This window comes from Armatimonadota bacterium (assembly GCA_028871815.1).
In the GTDB taxonomy this organism is placed as follows: Bacteria; Armatimonadota; Chthonomonadetes; order Chthonomonadales; family Chthonomonadaceae; genus REEB205.
On sequence record JAGWMJ010000017.1, the window covers coordinates 23,698 to 43,768 of the forward strand.

Annotated in this window: 18 protein-coding genes; 14 read left to right on the forward strand and 4 right to left on the reverse strand. The window is 64.6% G+C overall.

Translation table 11 applies throughout. The annotated features are described in order from the left end of the window. Position 1: 1 nt before the first annotated feature. The 4 genes from KGJ62_15120 to KGJ62_15135 form a co-directional block, all read right to left on the reverse strand. Positions 2-1,207: a restriction endonuclease subunit S gene (locus tag KGJ62_15120; GenBank protein ID MDE2127910.1), complete on the reverse strand. Its 1,206-nt coding sequence runs from the start codon at positions 1,205-1,207 to the stop codon at positions 2-4. Then, positions 1,197-4,292, reverse strand: a complete 3,096-nt coding sequence (locus KGJ62_15125; protein MDE2127911.1) for a type I restriction endonuclease subunit R — start codon at positions 4,290-4,292, stop codon at positions 1,197-1,199. The genes KGJ62_15120 and KGJ62_15125 overlap by 11 nt, the downstream gene beginning before the upstream one ends. Next, positions 4,289-4,498 carry a hypothetical protein gene (locus tag KGJ62_15130; protein ID MDE2127912.1) on the reverse strand — a complete coding sequence of 70 codons (210 nt, stop codon included), beginning with the start codon at positions 4,496-4,498 and terminating at the stop codon, positions 4,289-4,291. The genes KGJ62_15125 and KGJ62_15130 overlap by 4 nt, the downstream gene beginning before the upstream one ends. Before the next feature lie 218 nt (positions 4,499-4,716). Further along, positions 4,717-5,475: an SDR family oxidoreductase gene (locus KGJ62_15135; protein ID MDE2127913.1), complete on the reverse strand. Its 759-nt coding sequence runs from the start codon at positions 5,473-5,475 to the stop codon at positions 4,717-4,719. Between the two features lie 7 nt (positions 5,476-5,482). Here KGJ62_15135 and KGJ62_15140 point away from each other — a divergent pair, with 7 nt between their 5' ends. From KGJ62_15140 to KGJ62_15205, 14 genes are all read left to right on the forward strand, one after another. Then, the gene (locus KGJ62_15140) at positions 5,483-5,911 is read left to right on the forward strand and encodes a hypothetical protein (protein MDE2127914.1); all 429 of its coding nucleotides are present in this window, start codon (positions 5,483-5,485) and stop codon (positions 5,909-5,911) included. After that, entirely contained in the window at positions 5,805-7,403 is a 1,599-nt protein-coding gene (locus KGJ62_15145; protein ID MDE2127915.1) for a hypothetical protein, read from the forward strand. Before KGJ62_15140 ends, KGJ62_15145 begins: the two co-directional genes overlap by 107 nt. Before the next feature lie 9 nt (positions 7,404-7,412). Then, positions 7,413-8,858 carry a DUF935 family protein gene (locus KGJ62_15150; GenBank protein ID MDE2127916.1) on the forward strand — a complete coding sequence of 482 codons (1,446 nt, stop codon included), beginning with the start codon at positions 7,413-7,415 and terminating at the stop codon, positions 8,856-8,858. Beyond that, the gene (locus KGJ62_15155; GenBank protein ID MDE2127917.1) at positions 8,855-9,925 is read left to right on the forward strand and encodes a hypothetical protein; all 1,071 of its coding nucleotides are present in this window, start codon (positions 8,855-8,857) and stop codon (positions 9,923-9,925) included. The genes KGJ62_15150 and KGJ62_15155 overlap by 4 nt, the downstream gene beginning before the upstream one ends. A 3-nt stretch (positions 9,926-9,928) precedes the next feature. After that, a complete protein-coding gene (locus KGJ62_15160; protein MDE2127918.1) occupies positions 9,929-10,357 on the forward strand; it encodes a hypothetical protein in 429 nt (142 codons plus the stop codon). 66 nt (positions 10,358-10,423) lie between these two features. After that, positions 10,424-11,149 (forward strand): hypothetical protein, encoded by a 726-nt coding sequence (locus tag KGJ62_15165; GenBank protein ID MDE2127919.1) that lies wholly within the window; start codon positions 10,424-10,426, stop codon positions 11,147-11,149. A gap of 33 nt (positions 11,150-11,182) precedes the next feature. Further along, positions 11,183-12,199: a major capsid protein gene (locus KGJ62_15170; GenBank protein MDE2127920.1), complete on the forward strand. Its 1,017-nt coding sequence runs from the start codon at positions 11,183-11,185 to the stop codon at positions 12,197-12,199. Beyond that, entirely contained in the window at positions 12,192-12,500 is a 309-nt protein-coding gene (locus KGJ62_15175; protein ID MDE2127921.1) for a hypothetical protein, read from the forward strand. Before KGJ62_15170 ends, KGJ62_15175 begins: the two co-directional genes overlap by 8 nt. After that, a complete protein-coding gene (locus tag KGJ62_15180) occupies positions 12,493-12,846 on the forward strand; it encodes a hypothetical protein (protein ID MDE2127922.1) in 354 nt (117 codons plus the stop codon). Before KGJ62_15175 ends, KGJ62_15180 begins: the two co-directional genes overlap by 8 nt. A 51-nt stretch (positions 12,847-12,897) precedes the next feature. Then, positions 12,898-13,341 carry a hypothetical protein gene (locus KGJ62_15185; GenBank protein MDE2127923.1) on the forward strand — a complete coding sequence of 148 codons (444 nt, stop codon included), beginning with the start codon at positions 12,898-12,900 and terminating at the stop codon, positions 13,339-13,341. A 30-nt stretch (positions 13,342-13,371) separates the two neighbouring features. Beyond that, a complete protein-coding gene (locus KGJ62_15190; protein MDE2127924.1) occupies positions 13,372-13,710 on the forward strand; it encodes a hypothetical protein in 339 nt (112 codons plus the stop codon). 181 nt (positions 13,711-13,891) lie between these two features. After that, the gene (locus KGJ62_15195) at positions 13,892-14,446 is read left to right on the forward strand and encodes a hypothetical protein (GenBank protein MDE2127925.1); all 555 of its coding nucleotides are present in this window, start codon (positions 13,892-13,894) and stop codon (positions 14,444-14,446) included. A gap of 306 nt (positions 14,447-14,752) precedes the next feature. Beyond that, complete coding sequence (locus KGJ62_15200; protein MDE2127926.1) at positions 14,753-17,131, forward strand: FecR domain-containing protein; 2,379 nt, start codon at positions 14,753-14,755, stop codon at positions 17,129-17,131. 419 nt (positions 17,132-17,550) lie between these two features. Further along, a partial coding sequence (locus tag KGJ62_15205; protein ID MDE2127927.1) for a FecR domain-containing protein occupies positions 17,551-20,071 on the forward strand: 2,521 nt, incomplete at its 3' end.

Here is a 20,071-nt window from a genome sequence, read left to right on the forward strand (position 1 = left end):
GCTAGGCGCCTTTCAGAGAGGGGAAAAGACCTTGCATGAGGCCTTGCTTGTGGGTCTTGAGTGCGTCGAGCACTTTTGTTTGCCCTGAGATGAGGTCGTCGAGCGAGAGCAGACAGCCAGCGACGCCTTCCTGCTCGACCCGGTCAATCGGCGCTGACAGCTCGATATTGTTGAGCACATCCACGGACAAGCCAGGCTGGGCTTGGCCCGTCGCGAAGCGGTTCAGATTCAAGAAGTCGAGGGCGTAGTAGAGCCAAGCCGCATCCGTGGCAGCATTGGGAGTCGCAACGATGGCGTGCTCGGTGGCATGAAACTTGCCACGCGCGAGCATGACGTTTCCACAAAGGGCTCCCTGCCTGCCCACCAGTGGATAGTCGCCGTCGTGGGTATAGGTTTGCACGTATCCGCGTAACCCGTTGCCACCGTAGCACGGATACAATTCGCCGACGGGGCGCCCTACAATGTCGCACGCGGGAACGAACGCCCCTGCTCTCATAGCGCACAGGTTCTTAAGGGTTAACCGCGTCCACGCCCCCGCGTCGCGAAACTCCGGAAACCGGAGCCTCGGTCTGGATTCGCCCTCGCCGGGGAAAAGCTGTTGCAGCAGCCCCTTCTTGAGGTCGCGCAGCGCCTCCAGCTTCCGCCCCTGCGCCGCGATCAGTTCGTCAAGCGACATCAGGCAGTCGGCGATCTTTTGTTGCTCGGCTGGAGGCGGCGCAGGAAGGCGGAGGTCTTGTAGGGCGCTACCGGAAAGCTCTTTGAAAGTGCTGCCTGCTCCGAGGTCAATCAATTTGGGTTTCATGCACAGCAGGGAACTGTAGAGAAAATATGTCGCATTACCGGCAAACGGGATTAGACCTCGGCAACCCTGGTTGATCGCCATTGGGGATAGATTTATCGCGAGATGCCCAATGGGAGCTCGCGTCGATATAACGACCGAGCGGACAGGCAGTAACTCTGATGAGCAGTTGGCGAGTCCGAGATGACTTATCGTACGGACCGTTGCCGCGATGAATGGGCAGTCGCTCTTACCCATTTCCGCCGGCGTCAGCCACATTACGGAGCCGCGCCAGTATTCTGGCTTGGTCGTGTCGGGAGTGCCTCCCTGGGTTATGCGAGCCAATTTATGTAGCGGCGTTGATTCCCACCCCGGCGCCTGGTGGAATTCAGGGAACCGCAACTTCGGCACCAGCGGATTACTCTCCATCTGCGTTGTACTCCGCGCGCGTCTCGTACACCTTGAGCCCTGCGATCTCTCGCTCGCCGGCCCGGCGTCGCAAAAGCGGCTCGAGCTCGTTCATCAGGGCGAGCTCCTTCTCTACGCGCTGGCGCCAACCCAGGCCCAGCGGCTCCAGCAGCGTGGTCAGCCGGTCTCCGTTGAAGATTCGCCGCTGGAGCACTTCATCTACCAGCCGCTGCACCTCCTCCGCATTGAGCCCTTGTCGCGCGGCGAGCTCTGCTACCTCCTGCGCATCGCGTTCGGTCTTGAACGCGACATACCCGTCGCAGACCTGGCGCTTTTGCAGCGGCTTTCCGACCTCCAGCGAGCGGACGTATTCGGTGATGAGGTCGCGCTCGTCGAGGAACTTTGAGTCGGCGGCGATCACGCCGATCAGCCGCTCCAGCGTAATCGCCTCCTTGCCCGGCTTCTGTTGGGAGAACCTGGCGATGAGGCTCATGATGTAGTCGTAGTCGATGAGCGCGGAGGCGAAGAGCACGAGCTCGAAGTCCACTTCTTCGACCGCTGCGTCCGGGTCGGCGCCCGTCTTGCGCTGCTTTTCTCTTAGCGCAAGTGCGGTCGCAAGGTATGCGCCCTTGAACCCGCGCAGTTGATCCTCGGGGAGTATGTTCTCCAGCTCCTGCTCTTGGTCGGGAGTGAGGTCGGTGTACTGGTCGAGCTGGGTCCGGAGCGTCTGTACCGCCTTGAACTTCTCAATGAACCCGACGCGGGCGTGGTCGCCCTTGAGATTCGCAACCTGGTCCGGCTTCATTGCGGCGCCCTGCGACGTCATGAACTCGTCAAGCTTCTGGACGGCCTCCTTCAGCTTCTCAATGATGGCGGGCGCCTTGTCCACCAGCCAGATTTCCTTTGGCGGGCGCGGGGAGGCGCCGGAGAACATCGCGATGGCGTCGTCGACCTCCTGCTGTTGGGCCCGGAAGTCGAGGATAGTGCCGTAGGGCTTCGTTGCGTTGAGGATGCGGTTCGTGCGACTGAACGCCTGGATCAGTCCGTGGTGCCTCAGGTTCTTGTCCACGTAGAGCGTGTTCAGGTACTTGGAATCGAACCCGGTGAGAAGCATATCCACCACAATGGTGACGTCGATCTTCTCGCTATCGGGCTGGTCACTGTTCGGGTACTGCTGGTCCTTGATTCGCTGCTGAACGTCCTGCTTCTCGCTATGGGGCTGGTGACTGTTCGGGTACTGCTGGTCCTTGATTCGCTTCTGAACGTCCTGGTAGTAGAGGTCGAACTCCTCGATGCAGTGGTTCGTCCCGTACCGCTCGTTGTAATCGGCGATGATCCGAGATAGCGCCTCCTTCTTCTCCTCGGGCTTTACCTTATTGTCTTCCCGCTCTTGAAGCAGGTCTTCCTGGATCTGCTTCACGTCGGCGCTCACGTCTCCGGGCGGGGAGAAGACGCAGGCGATGTTAAGGGGGATATAATCGGGATCCTCAGTAATCCGCTCGCGCTGGCGATCGGCGAACCGGTTGAAGTAGTCGATCGCGTCGTTGATGGAGCTTGTGGCGAGCAACGCGTTGAAGCGGCGATTGCCGGTGGCAGCGTCGTGCTTTTCGAGGATGGCGTTCACTACGGCAGCCCGGGTCAGGGGCTGACCGGGTTTGAGTTTGTCCTCGCCTTGCGGCTCGAAGTAATCCACGTGGAAGCGGAGGACGTTGCCGTCGTCGATGGCGTGGGTGATCGTGTACTCGTGGAGCCGTTGTTGAAACACAACGTCGGTGGTCAACAGGGACGCCTCACCGGCCCGGACGTTCACACGCACGGCGTTGTCTTCGAAAATCGGGGTACCCGTGAACCCGAAAAGTTGGGCGTTCGGGAAGAACTCCTTGATGGCGTTGTGGCTCTCGCCGAATTGGGACCGGTGGCACTCGTCGAAGATGATCACCATGCGCTTGTCGCGCAACGGATGGAGCTGCTCCGTGAAGGTCGCATGGCCGCGCTTCTTCCTGTTCTCGTTTCGCTTACTGCCTTCGTCGAGCGCGAGGCCGAGCTTCTGGATTGTGGTGACGATCACTTTGTCGGCGTAGTCGTCCGACAGCAGGCGCCGGACAAGGGCGGCGGTGTTGGTATTCTCCTCGACGCACCCGGGCTGGAAGCGGTTGAACTCTTCGCGGGTCTGGCGGTCGAGGTCTTTGCGGTCGACGACGAAAAGGACCTTCTGAATACTGTCGTTGGCCTTGAGAAGGGTGGCGGCCTTGAAGCTCGTGAGCGTCTTGCCGCTGCCGGTAGTGTGCCAGATGTAGCCGTTGCCGCTGTTCTCTTCGATACACCGGACGATGGCGTCCACCGCATAGATCTGGTAGGGCCGCATCATGAGGAGCTTCCGTTCGCTCTGGACGAGCACCATGTAGCGGCTGATCATCCGGCTGAGCGTGCATTTGGCCAGGAACTTCTCCGCGAAGTCGTCCAGGTGCGCGATCTTCCTGTTGTCCCGGTCGGCGAACTGGCAGATGGGCAGGTAGCGCTCATCGGCGTCGAATGCGAAGTGGCGAGCGTTATTATTGGCGAAGTAGTAGGTTTGGTCGCGGTTGCTGACAACGAAGAGCTGAATAAAGCACAGGAGCGTCTTTGTGTAGCCGTTGCCGTGGTCGTTCTTGTACTCGACGATCTGTTCCATGGCCCGTCGAGGGTTGATACCGAGGGTCTTGAGCTCGATCTGGACGACGGGAATGCCGTTGATAAGCAGGATTACGTCGTAGCGGTGGTGACTGTAGTCCGTGTTAATCCGCAGCTGGTTGATGACCTCGAAATCGTTCTTACACCATTCTTTGGTGTTGACGAGAGTGTAGTTCAGAGGGGTGCCGTCGTCGCGGCTGAAGCTGTTGATGTTACGAACGGTTTGGGCAGCGGTGAACACGTCCGCTGTGACAATCTCGTCCAATAGCCGGTTGAACTCGCCATCTGTAAGGTGGACCCGGTTAAGGGCCTGGAACTTCTCCCGGAAGTTCTGCTCCAGCGCGGCTCTATCTCTGATGTCCGCGCGGTACCTATACTTCAAGGCCACGAGCTTCTCGATCAGTTCATCCTCAAGCTGGCGTTCGGACAGTGTCATGATGACTGCGCGCTCCTCGCCGCCTTCGCCAGGCCGGTGGTCGGCTTGCCCAAAGGCTCGATGCCGGTGCCGACGCTGTCGTGCTCGACCGTTCGGTGGTGGCCGCGCGTTAGCTCGGCCAGCGCATCCACCATGCGGAAGCGGCTGTTGTCGGCCACCCACTCTCCTGGCACGGTGGGATTCGGGGCTTGCTGTTCATCGGACACGGGCGGCGTGGCTCCTTCGCGGATGTGTTGGTCTCATGCCTTTGGTTCGATGCGCGCCACATCGATACCTGCCGAAGGCCGCGCGACACGGTGTCGCGCTTGTGGCCGGTTTCAGGGCGTGGTTCAGGCAGTGCCGCCGCCCCCGCCCCCGCCGTTGACGCCGGCGCGTCGAAAACGATTCTCTTCTCACAACCGGATGGGTCGGCGCCGGTAGCGTTTTAAACCGACATGCCCCCGTCGATAACAAGGCCGCTGCCGGTGATGAACGAGGCCTCGTCGGAGGCCAGGTAGAGCGCGGCGGCGGCGATCTCGTCTGCGCTGCCGAGGCGGCCCAGCGGCTGGCGGGCGGCGTACTTCGCGCGCTCGGCGCCCGGGTCGGCGGCCGATTCGATGCGGCCGCTGAGCGATGGCGTTTCGATGGTTCCCGGCGCCAGGTAGACGGCGCGGATCCCGGTTCCGGCGTAGTCGACGGCGATGGCCCGGGTGAGGCCGATAACTCCCGCCTTTGCCGCGCAGTAGGCCGCCCGGTTCGGCAGGCCCATCACACCGGCCACCGATGCCATGTTGAGCAGCAGCCCGCCGCCCTGTCGCAGCATTACGGGGATGGCGAAGCGGCAGCCGAGATACGCGCTTGTGAGCGTGGTGGCGATCTGCCGCTCCCATTCGGCGTGGGCCGTCTCCTCCACCGTGCCCTGTACGACGATGCCGGCGTTATTGAAAAGCACATCCAGCCGGCCGAACGCGGAAACCGCCGCGTCGATCATGCGGCGCACATCGGCCTCCACCGAGACATCGGCCTCGATGGCGAGCGCCCGCCCGCCGAACTCCTCGATCCGGCGCGCCACTTCGCGAACTCCCTCAGCGTTGATGTCGGCAAGGGCCACGGTGGCGCCTTCGCGCGCAAACAGCTCGGCGGAAGCGCGGCCAATGCCCTGCGCGGCCCCTGTAATCACAACCGATCTATCTCTAAGCTTCATACGCAGAATGATACAGCATCGCACTTCGAAACAGCCGATAGAACCCGAAGCGGCTGACCGGCCGGAGCTGGTCACAGCCATTATTACGGCTCTGCTGCAGGGCGCTACGCGGCGTACAGCCGCGGCTGCGGCCGGCATCAACGAGGCCGCGCTCCAGAGCATGCTGCGCCACAACCCCTGCCTGGAGGCAGAACTTGCGCAGGCGGAAGCTCAGTGTGAAACGCGGTGCGCCGCCGCCGTGATGGAGGCGGTTGAGAAGGGCGATTGGCGCGCCGCGCTGGCCCTGCTGGCCCGCCGTGACCCGGCCGCATGGCAGGAGCGGAGGCAGATTGACGTTAGAAAGCTCACCGATCTTCAGATTGTCGCCCTCCTTGAAGCAGATGCTGAGGCAGGAAGCGAGCCGCAGGGGACTGGTGGTGAGCCAGGCGGCGAATGACGCGGAACGCGCACGCTGCGCGGCGGATGTGGTCTACTGGCTCACCACCTTCTGTAAAACCTACGATCCCCGCCTTCCGGAGCCGATTCTGCCCTTTGTTCCGTTTCCGCGGCAGATCGAGTTCCTGCTCTGGCTGAAAGAACGCGAGGCAAATCAGGAGGATGGCGTCGCCGAAAAGTGCCGCGACGTCGGGTTTACATGGCTTTGCTGCGCCTATATGGGGCACGCCTGGTTGTTTCGAAAGGGTTTCAAGGGGGCATTCGGCAGCCGGAAGCTGGAGCTGGTCGATCGGCTCGGCGATCCCGACAGCATCTTCGAGAAGATCCGTATCGTGCTGCGCCACCTTCCGGGCTGGATGCTGCCCGCCGGATTCAGCTGGCGCGAGCACGATAACCTGTGCAAGCTGATCAATCCGGAGTCGGGCGCAACGCTCACCGGCGAGGGGGGCGACAACATCGGACGCGGCGGGCGCGCCACCCTCTACATTATTGATGAGGCCGCGCACCTGGAGCGTGCCGAGCGGGTGGAGGCTGCGCTCAGCCAGACTTCGCGCTGCAAAATCTGGGTCTCGACCCCGAACGGCATCGGCAACCTCTTTGCCCGCAAGCGTTTCAGCGGCGCGTACCCGGTCTTTACGTTTCGCTGGCAGGATGATCCACGCAAAACGGAAACCTGGTTCCAGCAGCAGAAGCGGACCCTGGACCCGGTTGTTCTGGCGCAGGAAGTGGAGATCGACTACGCCGCCAGCGTGGAGGGCATCTGCATACCGGCCGCATTTGTGCGCGCAGCCATCGAGATGACGAAACGCCTGGCCGATGAACCCGTGCATGGCCCGGCGGCCGCCGGGCTGGACATTGCCGAGGAAGGCAAGAGCCGCACCGTGCTCATCGTCCGGCGCGGCCCGATGGTAACCGACGTGCTGGATTGGGGCGCGGCCAACACCACGCAGACGGCATGGCGGGCGCGGGATGAAGCGGAGCGCCGCGGGGTGGTGACACTCTGCTACGATGCCACGGGTGTAGGCGCCGGTGTGCGCGGCGCATTCGAAAGCGCGGAGCGTAAGCCGGCCTTCGCCGCTGTGGCGATCAATGGCGGAGCGCGCCCCGGCAACCGCCGCTGGCCGGACGGCGCCACCAGCGCTCAGCGATTCCTCAACCTTCGCGCCGAACTCTGGTGGATGCTTCGCAGCCGGTTTGAGGCCGCGTTTGAGCTTGTGGAGCACGGCATCGAACACCCGCTGGAGGAGCTGATCGCCCTGCCGCACCACGCCGACCTTGCGGCGCAGCTCTCGGCGCCGCGGTGGTTCCACACAGAGACGGGCAAAATCCGCATCGAGAGCAAGCTGGAGATGGCGCGCCGCGGCGTGGCAAGCCCCGATTTCGCGGATGCGCTGGCCTATGCTTTTGCTGCCGGCGTGCGGCCGGTTGCGTTTGTGGCCGGCGGCCGGCGAGAAGCCACGCTGACCCCAAATCGTGGCCTGCGCCGTGGCTGAAGCGAATCGGTGCGATCGTGGCGTCAGGGCGCGGGATGTGGGGAGATCGAAGAGGTAGCCGTGGCCAAAGCAGCTCCCATCGTTGAAACTGTAGTAACGGGCGAAGCGCCGGCGGCCGGAATGCCGGGCGCGCCCGCATCTGGTGGTGGTGAGCGCCGTGTGAGCCGGATATCGGCCAACCCGCTGCTGGAGTATGTGGCAGGCGGTTCGTACGCATGGACCGCCAGCTTTCTTCGCAGTCTGCCGTTTGCCATCGACGACGTAACGCGCGACTTTGGCGACGATCTCTACGAGAGGATGCTGCTGGATCCGCAGGTTGCCTCCAGTGTGAACACGGTCAAGATGGGCGTTCTGAGCAGCACGATGCGCCTGCTGCCCGCCGGCGATTCGCCAATTGCCCGGGCGGCGTGCGACTTCTGCAGCCGCTGCCTGGATGAGCTGGAGACGCCGCTCTACACCGTTCTGTGGAACCTGCTCGATGGCCTGGCGCTGGGCAACAAGGTGGCCGAGCAGGTCTATGCCATCCGCGATAGCCGGTTGGCGCTGGCTGCCCTCAAGGTCAAGCCACGACGCGCAACCGCCTTTGTGACGGATGTCTACCTTAATCTCGTCGGTGTGCTCGGCCTCATTCCCGGTCAGGGCGCGCCGGTGCTGGTTGAAGGTCTTATCGGCGAACCGGCTCGCACGCCGCATCTGCTGCCGCGATCCAAGTTTCTGGTGTTCACATTCCGCCAGCGTGACGGCGATCCGCGCGGGCAGAGCATTCTCCGTCCCGCGTACAGCGCCTGGTTCCTCAAGACGCAGATGTGGCAGGAGTATCTCAAGTATCTCACTCAGTTTGCCGGTCCCAGTCTCATCGGCTTTACTCCGGAAGAGGCCCAGCAGACCGTGCAGACCGATTCGCTGGGCAATATCCAGACCGATGCCAACGGCAGCCCGATCTACCTCAATCCCGAGCAGGCGATGCTCGCAGCGCTGCAGACATTCCGGAATGGCACGGCAGCGGTCTTCCCCTTCGGAAGTCGCGTCGAGCCTCTGCAGATGGCCGGTGACGGGGGCGCATTTCTGCAGGCGATCGGCCTATTCAACAGCGAGATTGACCGCGCCGTCACGGGCCAAACTCTCGCCACACAGGAGGGCGAGCACCAGAGCCGTGCGGCCAGCGCCGTGCACCAGGATGTGCTGGGGCTGGTGGTGCGCGCCGGCAAGCACGCTCTGGAGACCGCGCTCCAGCGCGACGTCCTCCGCCCACTCACCGTGCTCAACTTTGGAGGCGCCGCGGCGGATTTAACGCCCCGGCCAACGCTGGCCGACACCGAAAGCCAGGATTTCGCTGATACCGCGGCCTCGATCGCAGCCCTGCAGACATCGGGATACCTGGCCGCATCCCAGTACGCCGCACTCGATGCGATGCTGGGCCTGCCTGAACGCAAGGAGGAACCGGAGCAGATATGAATCGTACGGTCGCATTGCACTTCGCCGGTGGTGCAGACGGTGTTCCACCCGGCAGCGTTAGACTGAAAGGCAAGCTGTTTCAGGCGGGTGAATACCTGGACAAGAGCTTCAGCCTGACTCGCGAAGAGATGGAGTCGGCGGCGGCGGCATTCGTGCCGATTCCGCTCAATCTGGAGCACCTGGGCGCACTTGGCGTGGAGACTCTGCTCGATGGACGGCTCGGGTGGTTGACGCGCATCTGGACCGATGGCGATAGCCTGTTTGGCGAAGCGGATGTACCGCCGTGGCTGCGTGAAGCCATGGCCGGGGCGCCGCTCCGCGTGAGCTGTGAGTGGGACCGGGACTCCAAAACGCTCGCCGGTCTTGCGCTGGTGGCGCTGCCAAGGGTCGCTGATGCCGCCTTGATGGCGCGCCTGAAAGCTTCCAGAAACGAATCGTGTGATGCGGGCGTCTGCCCGAGAGAGGAGTTGGCAAGAGTGTCGTTCCGTGAATCGGTGATGAACTGGCTCGGGGCAGGCGCCCCAAATGACGATGTGCCCGATCCCGATGGCGCCGGTGGAGACGCCTCGGCGCCGGCTGCGCCGCCGGAAGAGACGGCGGCGTTTGCCGCGCTCCTGCGCACCCGGGATGCCGAAATCGCGCAGATGAAGGCGGAGCGTGCCCAGATGCTGGCCGCCGCCAGAGCCGATGAGGCGGTTCGCGACGGCCACGCCGTGCCGGCCGAGCGCGAGGCTCTTGCGGCCCTGTTTGCGCAGGCGCTGCACGATGACGAGCAGGGATCTGCCGCGTGCTTCGGCGCCTCCGGCGCAAGCCGTGTTGCGATGCTCCACGCGCTGCTTGATGCACGGCCGGCCAGCCTGCTCTGTCTTGAGGCTCTGCAGCCGGCCGATCCGGCTGCCGCGGGTCGCGATACGCTCACGCTGCTCAACTGCAGCGATACGCCGCAGGTGGGGGATGCCGCGCCGCCCGACAGCCGGCGCCGGCTCGAGCTGCACCGGCTTACCCCGATGGGCCAGGCATTTCTCTCCACCGATGCCGGGCGCGCGCTCTCGGCATCCGCGCGATAACCGATGCCCACAACCGCCGCGGCTATCCTGGATCTACGAGGGCTGCAGCCATGGAGCGACCCGTTTCTGGCGAGACTGGCCGATGTGAAGATCGCGCCATCGGTCATCCTGGCAAGCGGTGTCGTGCTGGGTGAGCTGACCGCACAACCCGGTACATACGGCGCTTACGGCGCGCAGCATATCGACGGCACCCAGATCCCGAAAGGGATTCTGGCTTACGATGTGCAGACCGACGCCGGCGGCAGCATATCGCTCACCGGGCTCGTGGCGCCGTTCGGCGTGCCGGCGCCGACGGTTCAAAGCGTGGGTATGTACTACACCGGCGTCTTCGCCTGCTCCGAACTCACCGGCATGGATGCCAATGCGCTGGCCGTCCTCGGCGGCCACCTGATCTCCGGCGATCTCACCTCCGGCGTCGTCTGTATCGGCTAGCCGGCCCAGGTCATCGCCGCCTGCCCGGCGGCTGGTCGACCACTTTCTCAATCTGCGAGGAGCAATATGCCTGTTTCTGCCTCCACCACATTCACCAATCTCAAACTGGAGCCGTTCATGAGCCCGGATTTGGCTCGCGAGCAGACGGTGGCCCTGGGGCCCTCGCTCAGCCTCCCTCGCGGCACCGTGCTCGGCGAGGTCACGCCGGTGCAGACGGTGACGATCAGCGGCGCGCCGACGGGCGGAACCTTCACACTCTCGTGCAGCGGCCTCGCCACGGCGCCCATCGCCTATAACGCCACCTCGACTGCCGTACAGGCCGCACTTTCAGCCCTCGGTGTGCTGAACGCGGTCGCCGTGAGCGGCAGCGCCGGAGGGCCGTGGTCCGTGACGCTCTACCCACCGGCAAACACCATCTTCCCAACGCTTTCGGCAAGCGGCGCCGGGCTTACCGGCGGCACAAGCCCGGCCGCCGCCGTCGCCTGGGCCTCGCCCGGCTACACATCGTGGGGAATCTACCGCTCCTATGCATCCGCCAACACCGATGGCAGCCAGGTGGCGAAGTGCCTGCTGGCATACGATGCACAGACCGATGCGGCCGGCAACATCACGCTCTCCGCATCCGCCCTGCAGGCAGGCGGCGAGTGGGGTGAAACCAGCCTCGGCGCGCCGGCGTGGTTCAGCGGCATCTTCCGGTGCGAGGAGCTAAGCGGACTGGACGCCACAGCGCTCGCCGCGCTGGACGGCAGCCTCATCGAGGGAACCGTGACGCAGGGGATCGTACGTCTGTAAGCGGCGCAGCCGCCAGGGAGGTTCAACAGCCGGATGCCAGACTTTGTTTACCCCACCAGCGCTGAGCTGGAAACGATTGCCCAGGACTATATGCCGCGCCTGATGGAGGAGCGGCCCATCTTCAACATCCTCCCGGTTCGCGCGGTGGATGCGCACCTGCTGATGTGGGAGCAGATGGACAACTACCAGGGCCTGCAGCAGGTCCGCGGGCTGGACGGCGACGCCACGCGCGTCCGAAAGACCGGCATCAAGCGCTATCTGATGCAGCCGGGAGTCTATGGCGAGTTCGACAACATCGATGAACAGGAGCTGACAGCTCGCCGCGCAATGGGAAGCTTCGGCGGCCCGATCGACATCAGTGATCTGGTGCTGATGGCGCAGAGCAAGCTGCTGCAGCGCCGCCTGGACCGCATCGAGTCGATTGGATGGACGCTTCTTTCTGAAGGCACGTTCAGCGTGCCGGACGGCACGGGAAAGGTGCTGCACACCGATACGTTCGCGCTCCAGAGCTATACCGCCGCCACACCGTGGAACACCGCGGCCACGGCAGCGCCACTGGCCGATCTGCGCGCCGTAAAGCTGATGCGGCGCGGCCATTCGGTAGATCTCGGCGCCGGCGCGCAAGCGTGGATGAACCAGACCACCTTCAACAACCTGATCATGAACGACAATCCGAACGACCTGTTCGGACGCCGTACTGCGGGCCTGGCCACGATCAACAACCTGAAAGACGTGAACACCATCCTGAGCGGCGATGCACTGCCGGAGCTGGCTGTGTACGATGCCGGCTACTTTGATGACAGCGGCGCCTTTCAGCTGTACATTCCCAATAACAAGGTGGTGGTGGTAGGGCGCCGTCCCGCCGGGCAGGTCGTCGGCGAGTACCGCATGACGCGTAATGCCAACAACCCCAACCTCGCGCCGGGACCCTATATGAAGGTGATTGATACCGGTGAGTTCAAGGTGCCGCGCTCGCTGCAGGTTCACGACGGGCACAACGGCGGGCCGGTGATCTACTACCCGGGCGCCATCGTGGTGATGAATGTCTAGCGCGGTCGGCGAGGATGCCGGGGGCCCGATGGAGAGCCAAACGGCCGCCGCGGCAGAACGGCCTCACGCCGGTTCGCCGTCGGTCCGCATGCGCCCGCCGAGGTGGTATCGCGTGGTGCACACCGCCATCGGCTCGGGTGGCGGAGTCGGACCCTGGTTCGAGGGCGACGTCATACCGGCGAAGGCATTTTCGCCGTCGGAGGAGGGCGCAGCCGTTCGCCGGCGGCTGCTGGCGCTGGGCGCTATCGTGGAGGCCGCCGGTCCGCCGCCGAGGTCGGCCGAGGCATCCACGGATGGCTGACGGCGCCACCATCGTTCGGCAAGGCGAGATACGCGACTTGGTAGCCACGCTGACCGCGCCGGCCAACCTTCAGTTGGCCGGTACGCCGCTCTTCTTCCTCTTCGATGAGACCAACCAGCCGATCACTTCACCTATCGACTTTGTGGCCGGCCAGCCGGCAGCAACCGTGGCAGCCGGCCCTGCCGGCTCCATCCAGGTGAAGTACACCATAGACTGCCTGAACAACCTCTGGCCGGCCGGCTACTACACCGGCAGCTTTCGACTTCAGGATACGTCCGGGCATATCCACGTCTGCGAGCTGACCCTCTACATTGCGCCGGCGCCTAATCTTCCGTGGTCACCGTGACGAGGCGGCGGCAGGCTGCCGGCGCGCAGCGCGCAGCAGCAGGAGGCCGATGTGGCAAGTTCCGATCTGATCCCGCAGCAGAAACTCATTCTGGAAGAGTTGAACCAGACGGCTGCAGACCCGCTGGCGCCGATGATCAAGACCATCTGGAACCTGTACGCCGCGCATGCGGCCATCGCGCCCGAGCTGCAGTACCTGTACTCCAGGCGCCACTGCATCATCTACCTGCTGGGCCAAACCGCCGCCAATGTGGATGTTACGCTGGGAAGCGATCGGATTCTGCAGAGTCAGCAGTACGCCATGCTGCTGAAGATGGAGCAGCTGACGGATACCCAGATCGCCAGGATCCTTGCGCGCGCCCGTGCTCAGCGCGCCGCGGCAGCCGGCGGCATTTCGGCCACAGCGCCGGAGCAAGTATCGCCCGGTGGCGCGGACCCGGCCGATACCGCCTACAGCGGCGACCCACAAAAGCCGCTGCGTGCGCAGGATCTTTAACTTCGGTCACGGCGGCGAAAGGCGAACCATATGGAGTCGCAGACACTGGCGGATACCACCGCGCAGGCGCTGAAACAGTTCGGCGATCCCACGGCAATCAATGGCCAGGGTGGCGCTACCGCTCTGTGGCAGCGAGCGGAAGCGGGGCGGATCAACCGGTTCATCGAAGTGCAGAACCTCCAGTCGCCGGCCTACCTGGTTCACTTTCCAGCCTCGGCGCTCGCAGCGCCGTGGAACCTGAATGTGGGGAGCGAAATCGATTGGTCCGGCGTCGGCGTGACGGGAGTCTGCCGCGCCCTCGAGTTTCACTCGCTATCGGGCAGCGTGGTTTCGGTAACAGCCGTAGTGGTGTTGATCACGCGCGAATGAGGTAAGCCCGCCCTGCGCTGTGGCGCAGATCCGACCCATCACCAGCGGATCGCTCCACTTCGGTTGAGATGAAGCCGCCGGTGTGTGTGTGTACCGTAACGGGTACGCCAACCGGCCGGCGCCGCCGCCGTTTTCGGGCGCCGCAATGCCGCCGATTTTGTATCTCCAACCACAAGCAAACATGATAGAAACCATCACGACACATCTCTTCGATCTTCTTGAGGCCGACGCTCAGCTCATCGCGGGCGGCAGCGCCTGGCCGGCGGGATTTGCCGGCGTCCGCCGGATTGCCAATGGTGATGCCGCCACTGCCGGATGTGTGAACCTCTTTGATCACGTGGAGGATGCCGACTCCAACACTGCCCGTCCGGCCATCTATTGCGGCGCGAAAGCTCTTGAACTGGAAGACCGGTTGGAGAGCTGGTCGCAGAGCAGTCCGGTCGGGCGTACCGAGTACCGCCTCCTCACGATCCCGCTGATGCTTGTTTGCGCGGCTTCAGGATATCTGGATGCAAAACGCCAGCGCAATCAGCTGCTGGCAAACGTCCGTTCCATCATGATGGCCCATATGGTGGAACCGGGCTACTGGTTCGAGCAGACGGCGCCCGGTGCGGCGGCCGGCGGCGATTCGCGGGAAGTGCTGACCAGCAGCGCGGCCGGTGGCGGGGCAGCAGAGTCCGGCGCTGCATACCCTCTGGTTATCCGATACTCAATTCGGGCCGATAGCCCCGCATAGCCCATCCCCTCCATGGCGGTTTGGGCCGGCAGGCATGCCGGATAGATGCTGCAGCCGGGCAGCCCGTCATGGGCGGCGAGCTGCCGATTCCGGGTCACCGATCTCCCTGGCGACCACGGTTTAGCGAACGGCGCAAGCGGCGCTCAACGGGAACCAATCGGTGGGGTTGGCCGTCAACAAGTGGATGGCGGATCCGCAACCGCCATGGCCGAGCCGCCGTCGGCTCGGCGCCAACCACCCGCGGCGAACTAGCCCGCCGCCTCGTGCAGCGCCTTCCGTCTTTCAGGCTTGCAAGGGAGAAGAAGCGTGAAACCTGCGACACGATTCCGGGCCATCCGATGGCCGATCGCCACGGCTGCAGCCGTTCTAAGCGTCTCTGCAGTTGTTATCGCTTTGCACCGCGCGCCCGTGCGCGACAATGGGCCGGCGTTGGCCAGCCAGAACCCAAATCCAGGCGCCGACACGCAAGGGCCGGTGCGAATGGCACGATTCTCTAACAACGTCGGAGCCGTGATGTTCCGCCCGTCCTCCACCAATCTGTGGGCCACAGCTACCATCAATCAGCCGCTCCGGCAGGGCGCGAGCATCTACCTGCAGCGCGGCGCCGATTCGGAGGTTCAGTTCGATGACGGCGCCGCGATGCGCCTGGGATACCAGGCTGCGGTAACGCTGCAGACCATGTACAGCGACTCGCAGGGCGAGTTTACGGAGCTGCGTCTCACCACAGGCGCCATGACGCTTCATCTGCGGCATGGCAATTCGATCTACCAGGTAGACACGCCGTTCGCTTCGGTGCGAGCCGATGGTCCGGCGGACTTTCGTGTTGGAGTGGGCGCCGCATTGACGGTATCCGACTATGCGGGCCGCGCGCAGGTTCAGTCCTCCGGCGGGAACCGCTGGGTCGATGCGGGTCAATCGGTGCGGTTGGGCGGCGCCGGCGCTGCGATCTCGCTGCAGTCCCGGCCTCGCAGCGACTCGTTCGATCACTGGTGCCGGCACAGAGACACCGTGCTCTATGGTGATCCGACCTCTGAACGTGTGCTGCCTTCCGACATTGCGCTGGTTTGCGGCAATCTGACGGATTATGGCAACTGGTACCACGACCCCAACTACGGCTCGGTCTGGCGGCCCATCGAACCGATCGGCTGGCGGCCGTACCACTCGGGACGCTGGGTATGGGTGGCGCCGGTCGGTTGGACCTGGGTAGCCACTGAGCCGTGGGGCTGGGCGCCGTACCATTACGGATCCTGGGCATACGAAGAGGGCGCATGGGAGTGGATTCCCGGTCCTGTGTACCAGTACTGGTCTCCCGCCGTGGTCAGCCTGAGCTACTACAGCGGCGGATACGCCTGGTGTCCGCTGGGCCCGTCCGAAGTTCGTTACCCCGCCGCCTTCAGTATCGGATTTAGTTCCGGCAACTGGGCGGTCGACTTCTCAATCGGCGGCGCCGGCAACTACTATCCGTACGGCGGTGGGGCCTACTACACCGGCGATCCATGGAATACCGGCTATGTAAACCGCGTCACCAATATCAGTATCACCAACATCTACAACAGCCGTGCTGTTGCTGGCGCGTGGTACAACGGCGGTGTTTACCAGGGTGGCAGCGTGCCGACGGCTGGTTTCAACAGCGCGTACAACGGCCGGTTTATCCCACAGAATGCGCGCTTTGCCGCCGGCGCGACTTTTGCCTCGGCAGCGGCATTCGGGGGTCGCGGTGTATACCGCGGTCTAAACGCCGGAAACGTAGCGCCGTTCAGCCAGGGCCGCATTATCGGAGCGCCACGCGCCGGATTCCAGCCGGTTTCGGGTCCGCGCGGCGGAGCTACGCTGGCATCGTTCTCGGCTTCACGTCGAACGTTTGCCAGTTCACGGCCGTCGATGGTGCTGTCGCGCGGTGTCTACCGTGCAGCGCTGCCCTCTTCGGTAGCTGCGCTGTCGTCGCACCGTTATGCCGGCTCAATCCGCACCCTGCCGGCTCGCGTCGCATTCGGGCGCGCGCCAGGCCGGATAGTTGGTCGAACGGGCCGCACGCCTGGATTCGCTGGAACCGCGCGGAGTCCCGGGATGCCGGCGTTCGGGCGGAACGCCCGGCCGATGGGCTTTGGCGCGCGCCGCGCCGCGCCCGGCCATCCCGGTGTGCCGGCAAACGTGGCCGCGGCCCGCAGAAGCATGGGGTTTGGTGGTAACAGGGGCCGCGCCCCGGCATCGCATGCGTTCGGGAGGTTCGCACGGCCGGCGCCCGGCTCGCATGCGGGCAACCGGCCCGGTGTCGGCCGCAGGGCCAACCCGGCCGGCTTCGGTGCAAGGCGCGCTCCGGCAGCGGTCGGCGCCGCACGCCGGACTTTCGCCGGCGGGCGCCGCCCACAGTACCGGGCGCCATCGCGGCCTCAGTATCGCCGGCCATCGCAGCCTCGGTACCGGGCGCCATCGCGACCTCAGTACCGGCCGCAGTATCGGCGGCCTTCGCGACCTCAGTACCGGCCGCAGTATCGGCGGCCATCGCGACCTCAGTACCGGCCGTCGCGGCCTCAGTACCGCGCGCCGTCGCGGCCTCAGTTCCGGCCGTCGCGGCCCCAGTACCGCGCGCCATCGCGGCCTCAGTACCGGCCGTCCCGGCCTCAATACCGGGCGCCATCGCGGCCTCAGTACCGCCCGCCATCGCGGCCACAGAAGCACCGCTAGGCGGCAGCGGGATCGGGTAAGCCGAGCCTGCAAACGGGCCGGAGCATGCAGCTCCGGCCCGTTTGCATTGCAGCGTTTGATGTGCGCCGTAGATCGAAAGGAGCGCAGATTCCGATCAATCCGGCGCGCCCTCCGTAGTATTGGCTTGCAGACACGGTGGAGCGATCCGCCGGATCCAGCGAGTAAGCTGCCCGGCCGCGCCACCGCCGGCATTCCGGCATCGCACAGCGGTGCAGTCCGCGCCGTGTCATGGTCGCGCGGCGTCACGGTACTCCCTGTGAATCGTCTCATAATTCGCGGCGTAAGCCGCGCTCAACGGGAACCAATCGGCTCGCGTAGCAGTCAGGAACATACGTGGCGGATCCGCAGCCGCCTCGTACAGCGCCTTCCGACTTTCAAGCCTGCAAGGGAGACGAAGCGTGAAACTTCCAACAAGAATCCAGGCCATCCGATGGCCACTTACCACCGCTGCGGTCCTTCTGTCTATCTCGGCAGCTGTTCTCGCTTTACACCGGTCACCAGCGCGCGATAATGGACCTGCGCTGGCCGACCAGAACGCCTATTCCGGCGCCGACACGCAAGGGCCGGTGCGAATGGCGCGATTCTCCGATAACCGCGGAGAGGTGATGTTCCGCCCGGCTTCCACCAATCTGTGGGCCGCGGCCAGTGTGAACCAGCCGCTCCGACAGGGCGCCAGCATCTATCTGCAGCCTGGCGCGGACTCGGAGGTTCAGTTCGATGACGGCGCCGCGATGCGCCTGGGCTATCAGGCTGCGGTAACTCTGCAGACCATGTACAGCGACTCGCAGGGCGAGTTCACCGAGATCCGGCTCACCACCGGCGCCATGACCCTGCATTTGCGCCATGGCAGTTCGATCTACCAGGTGGATACCCCGTTTGCGTCCGTACGGGCAGATGGCCCTGCGGAGTTTCGCGTCGGCGTGGGAGCGGCGTTGACGGTCGCCGACTATGCCGGTCGGGCGCAGGTTCAATCCTCCAGCGGCAGCCGTTGGGTGGATCCGGGCCAGACGGTTCGACTGGGTGACTCCAGTGCTCCAATCGCGGTGCAATCGCCGCGCCGCAGCGACTCATTTGACCGCTGGTGCAGCCACAGAGACAACGTGCTCTATGGCGATCAGATTTCTACACGGGTGCTTCCGTCCGACATCGCGCTGGTAAGCGGCAACCTGTCGGATTATGGCAGCTGGTACAACGACCCGAGCTACGGTTCCGTGTGGCGGCCCACCGAGCCGGTCGGCTGGCGGCCGTATCACTCGGGGCGCTGGGTGTGGGTGGCGCCGATCGGCTGGATGTGGGTGGCCTATGAGCCGTGGGGCTGGGCGCCCTATCACTACGGATCGTGGGCCTACGTGGACAGCGCCTGGGAGTGGATTCCCGGGCCCGCCTGCCAGTATTGGTCTCCCGCCGTGGTCAGCCTGAGCTACTACAATGGTGGGTACGCGTGGTGCCCGCTCGGCCCTTCAGAGGTTCGCTACCCGGCTGCCTTCGACATCGGATTTGGTTCCGGCAACTGGTGGCTCAACTTCTCGATTGGTGGCGCCTGCAACTACTACCCATCGGGGTATGGAGACTACTACTCCGGTGATCCGTGGAATACCGGTTACGTAAACCGCGTCACCAATATCAACATCACCAACATCTACAATAACGGTGCTGTTGCAGGCGCGTGGTACAACGGCGCCTACACCGGCGGTTACCAGCCCGGCTATCAGGGCGGCTACCTGCCATCTGCGGGTATCAACACGGCGTTTGGCGGCAGCTTCATACCGCAGAATGCGCGCTTTGCTGCCGGCGCCACGTTTGCCACCGCAGCCGCATTCGGCGGGCGTGGCGTTTACCGCGGCCTGAATGCGGGGAACGTAACGCCGTTTACCCGCGGCCGTATCATGGGCGCGCCACGCTCCGGGTTCCAGCCGCTTTCGGGCCCTCGCGGCGGAGCTACCCTGGCCTCCTTCTCGGCTTCTCGCCGGGCGTGGTCCAGCTCACGGCCCTCGATGGTACTCTCGCGCGGCGTGTACCGCGCAGCGCTGCCCGCTCCTGTAGCGGCGCTGTCGTCACACCGATATGCCGGCTCCATCCGCACGCTGGCAACTCGCACGGCATTCGGGCAGACGGCCCGGCCATCCGCCTTTGGCGGTTTCGGCGGGCGGGCGTCGAGTCTCGGATCCGGAGCCGCAGGTCGCAACGCGGGGTTCGCAGGAACATCCCGGATAGCGGGGATGCCCGCATTTGGGCGGAGCGCCCAGGCGATGGGCTTTGGCGCCCGCAGCGGAGCGTCACGCAACTCCGGCGTGCCGGCAAACGTGTTCGCAGCGCGTAGGAGCATGGGTTTTTCCGGCTACCGGGGCGGAACTCCGGCGACCGCGCATGGGTTCAATTCGTTCACCCGGCCATCCGGCGGTATCGGCCGCGGAGTGTCACGCAATTCCGGAATGCCGGCAAACGTGTTCGCAGCGCGTAGGAGCATGGGTTTTTCCGGCTACCGAGGCGGAACTCCCGCGACCGCGCATGGGTTCGGTTCGTTCACCCGGCCGTCCGGCGGCATTGGCCGCGGAGCGCCTTCCTCGGCATTCGCGGCGCGGCGAAGCATGGGATTCAGCGGCAGTTCGCATGCGGCAGGCCGACCGGCGTTCGGGCGATCCGGCAACCTGACGGGCTTCGGTACACGCCGCGCACCGGCGAACGTCGGTGCGGCACGCCGGAGCTTCGGCCGCGCGCCGCAGCAGTTCCGGCAGCAGTTCCGGCAGCAGTACCGCGCACCGCAGCAGTTCCGGCAGCAGTACCGCGCACCGCAGCAGTTCCGGCAGCAGTACCGCGCACCGCAGCAGTTCCGGCAGCAGTACCGCGCGCCGCAGCAGTTCCGGCAGCAGTACCGCGCGCCGCAGCAGTTCCGGCAGCAGTACCGCGCGCCGCAGCAGT

Coding starts and splice junctions, on each gene's coding strand:
- KGJ62_15120 (MDE2127910.1), bottom strand. CDS start 1,207: ATGGAGAGTAATCCGCTGGTGCCGAAGTTGCGGTTCCCTGAATTCCAC.
- KGJ62_15125 (MDE2127911.1), bottom strand. CDS start 4,292: ATGACACTGTCCGAACGCCAGCTTGAGGATGAACTGATCGAGAAGCTC.
- KGJ62_15135 (MDE2127913.1), bottom strand. CDS start 5,475: ATGAAGCTTAGAGATAGATCGGTTGTGATTACAGGGGCCGCGCAGGGC.
- KGJ62_15140 (MDE2127914.1), top strand. CDS start 5,483: ATGATACAGCATCGCACTTCGAAACAGCCGATAGAACCCGAAGCGGCT.
- KGJ62_15155 (MDE2127917.1), top strand. CDS start 8,855: ATGAATCGTACGGTCGCATTGCACTTCGCCGGTGGTGCAGACGGTGTT.
- KGJ62_15160 (MDE2127918.1), top strand. CDS start 9,929: ATGCCCACAACCGCCGCGGCTATCCTGGATCTACGAGGGCTGCAGCCA.
- KGJ62_15165 (MDE2127919.1), top strand. CDS start 10,424: ATGCCTGTTTCTGCCTCCACCACATTCACCAATCTCAAACTGGAGCCG.
- KGJ62_15170 (MDE2127920.1), top strand. CDS start 11,183: ATGCCAGACTTTGTTTACCCCACCAGCGCTGAGCTGGAAACGATTGCC.
- KGJ62_15175 (MDE2127921.1), top strand. CDS start 12,192: ATGTCTAGCGCGGTCGGCGAGGATGCCGGGGGCCCGATGGAGAGCCAA.
- KGJ62_15180 (MDE2127922.1), top strand. CDS start 12,493: ATGGCTGACGGCGCCACCATCGTTCGGCAAGGCGAGATACGCGACTTG.
- KGJ62_15190 (MDE2127924.1), top strand. CDS start 13,372: ATGGAGTCGCAGACACTGGCGGATACCACCGCGCAGGCGCTGAAACAG.
- KGJ62_15195 (MDE2127925.1), top strand. CDS start 13,892: ATGATAGAAACCATCACGACACATCTCTTCGATCTTCTTGAGGCCGAC.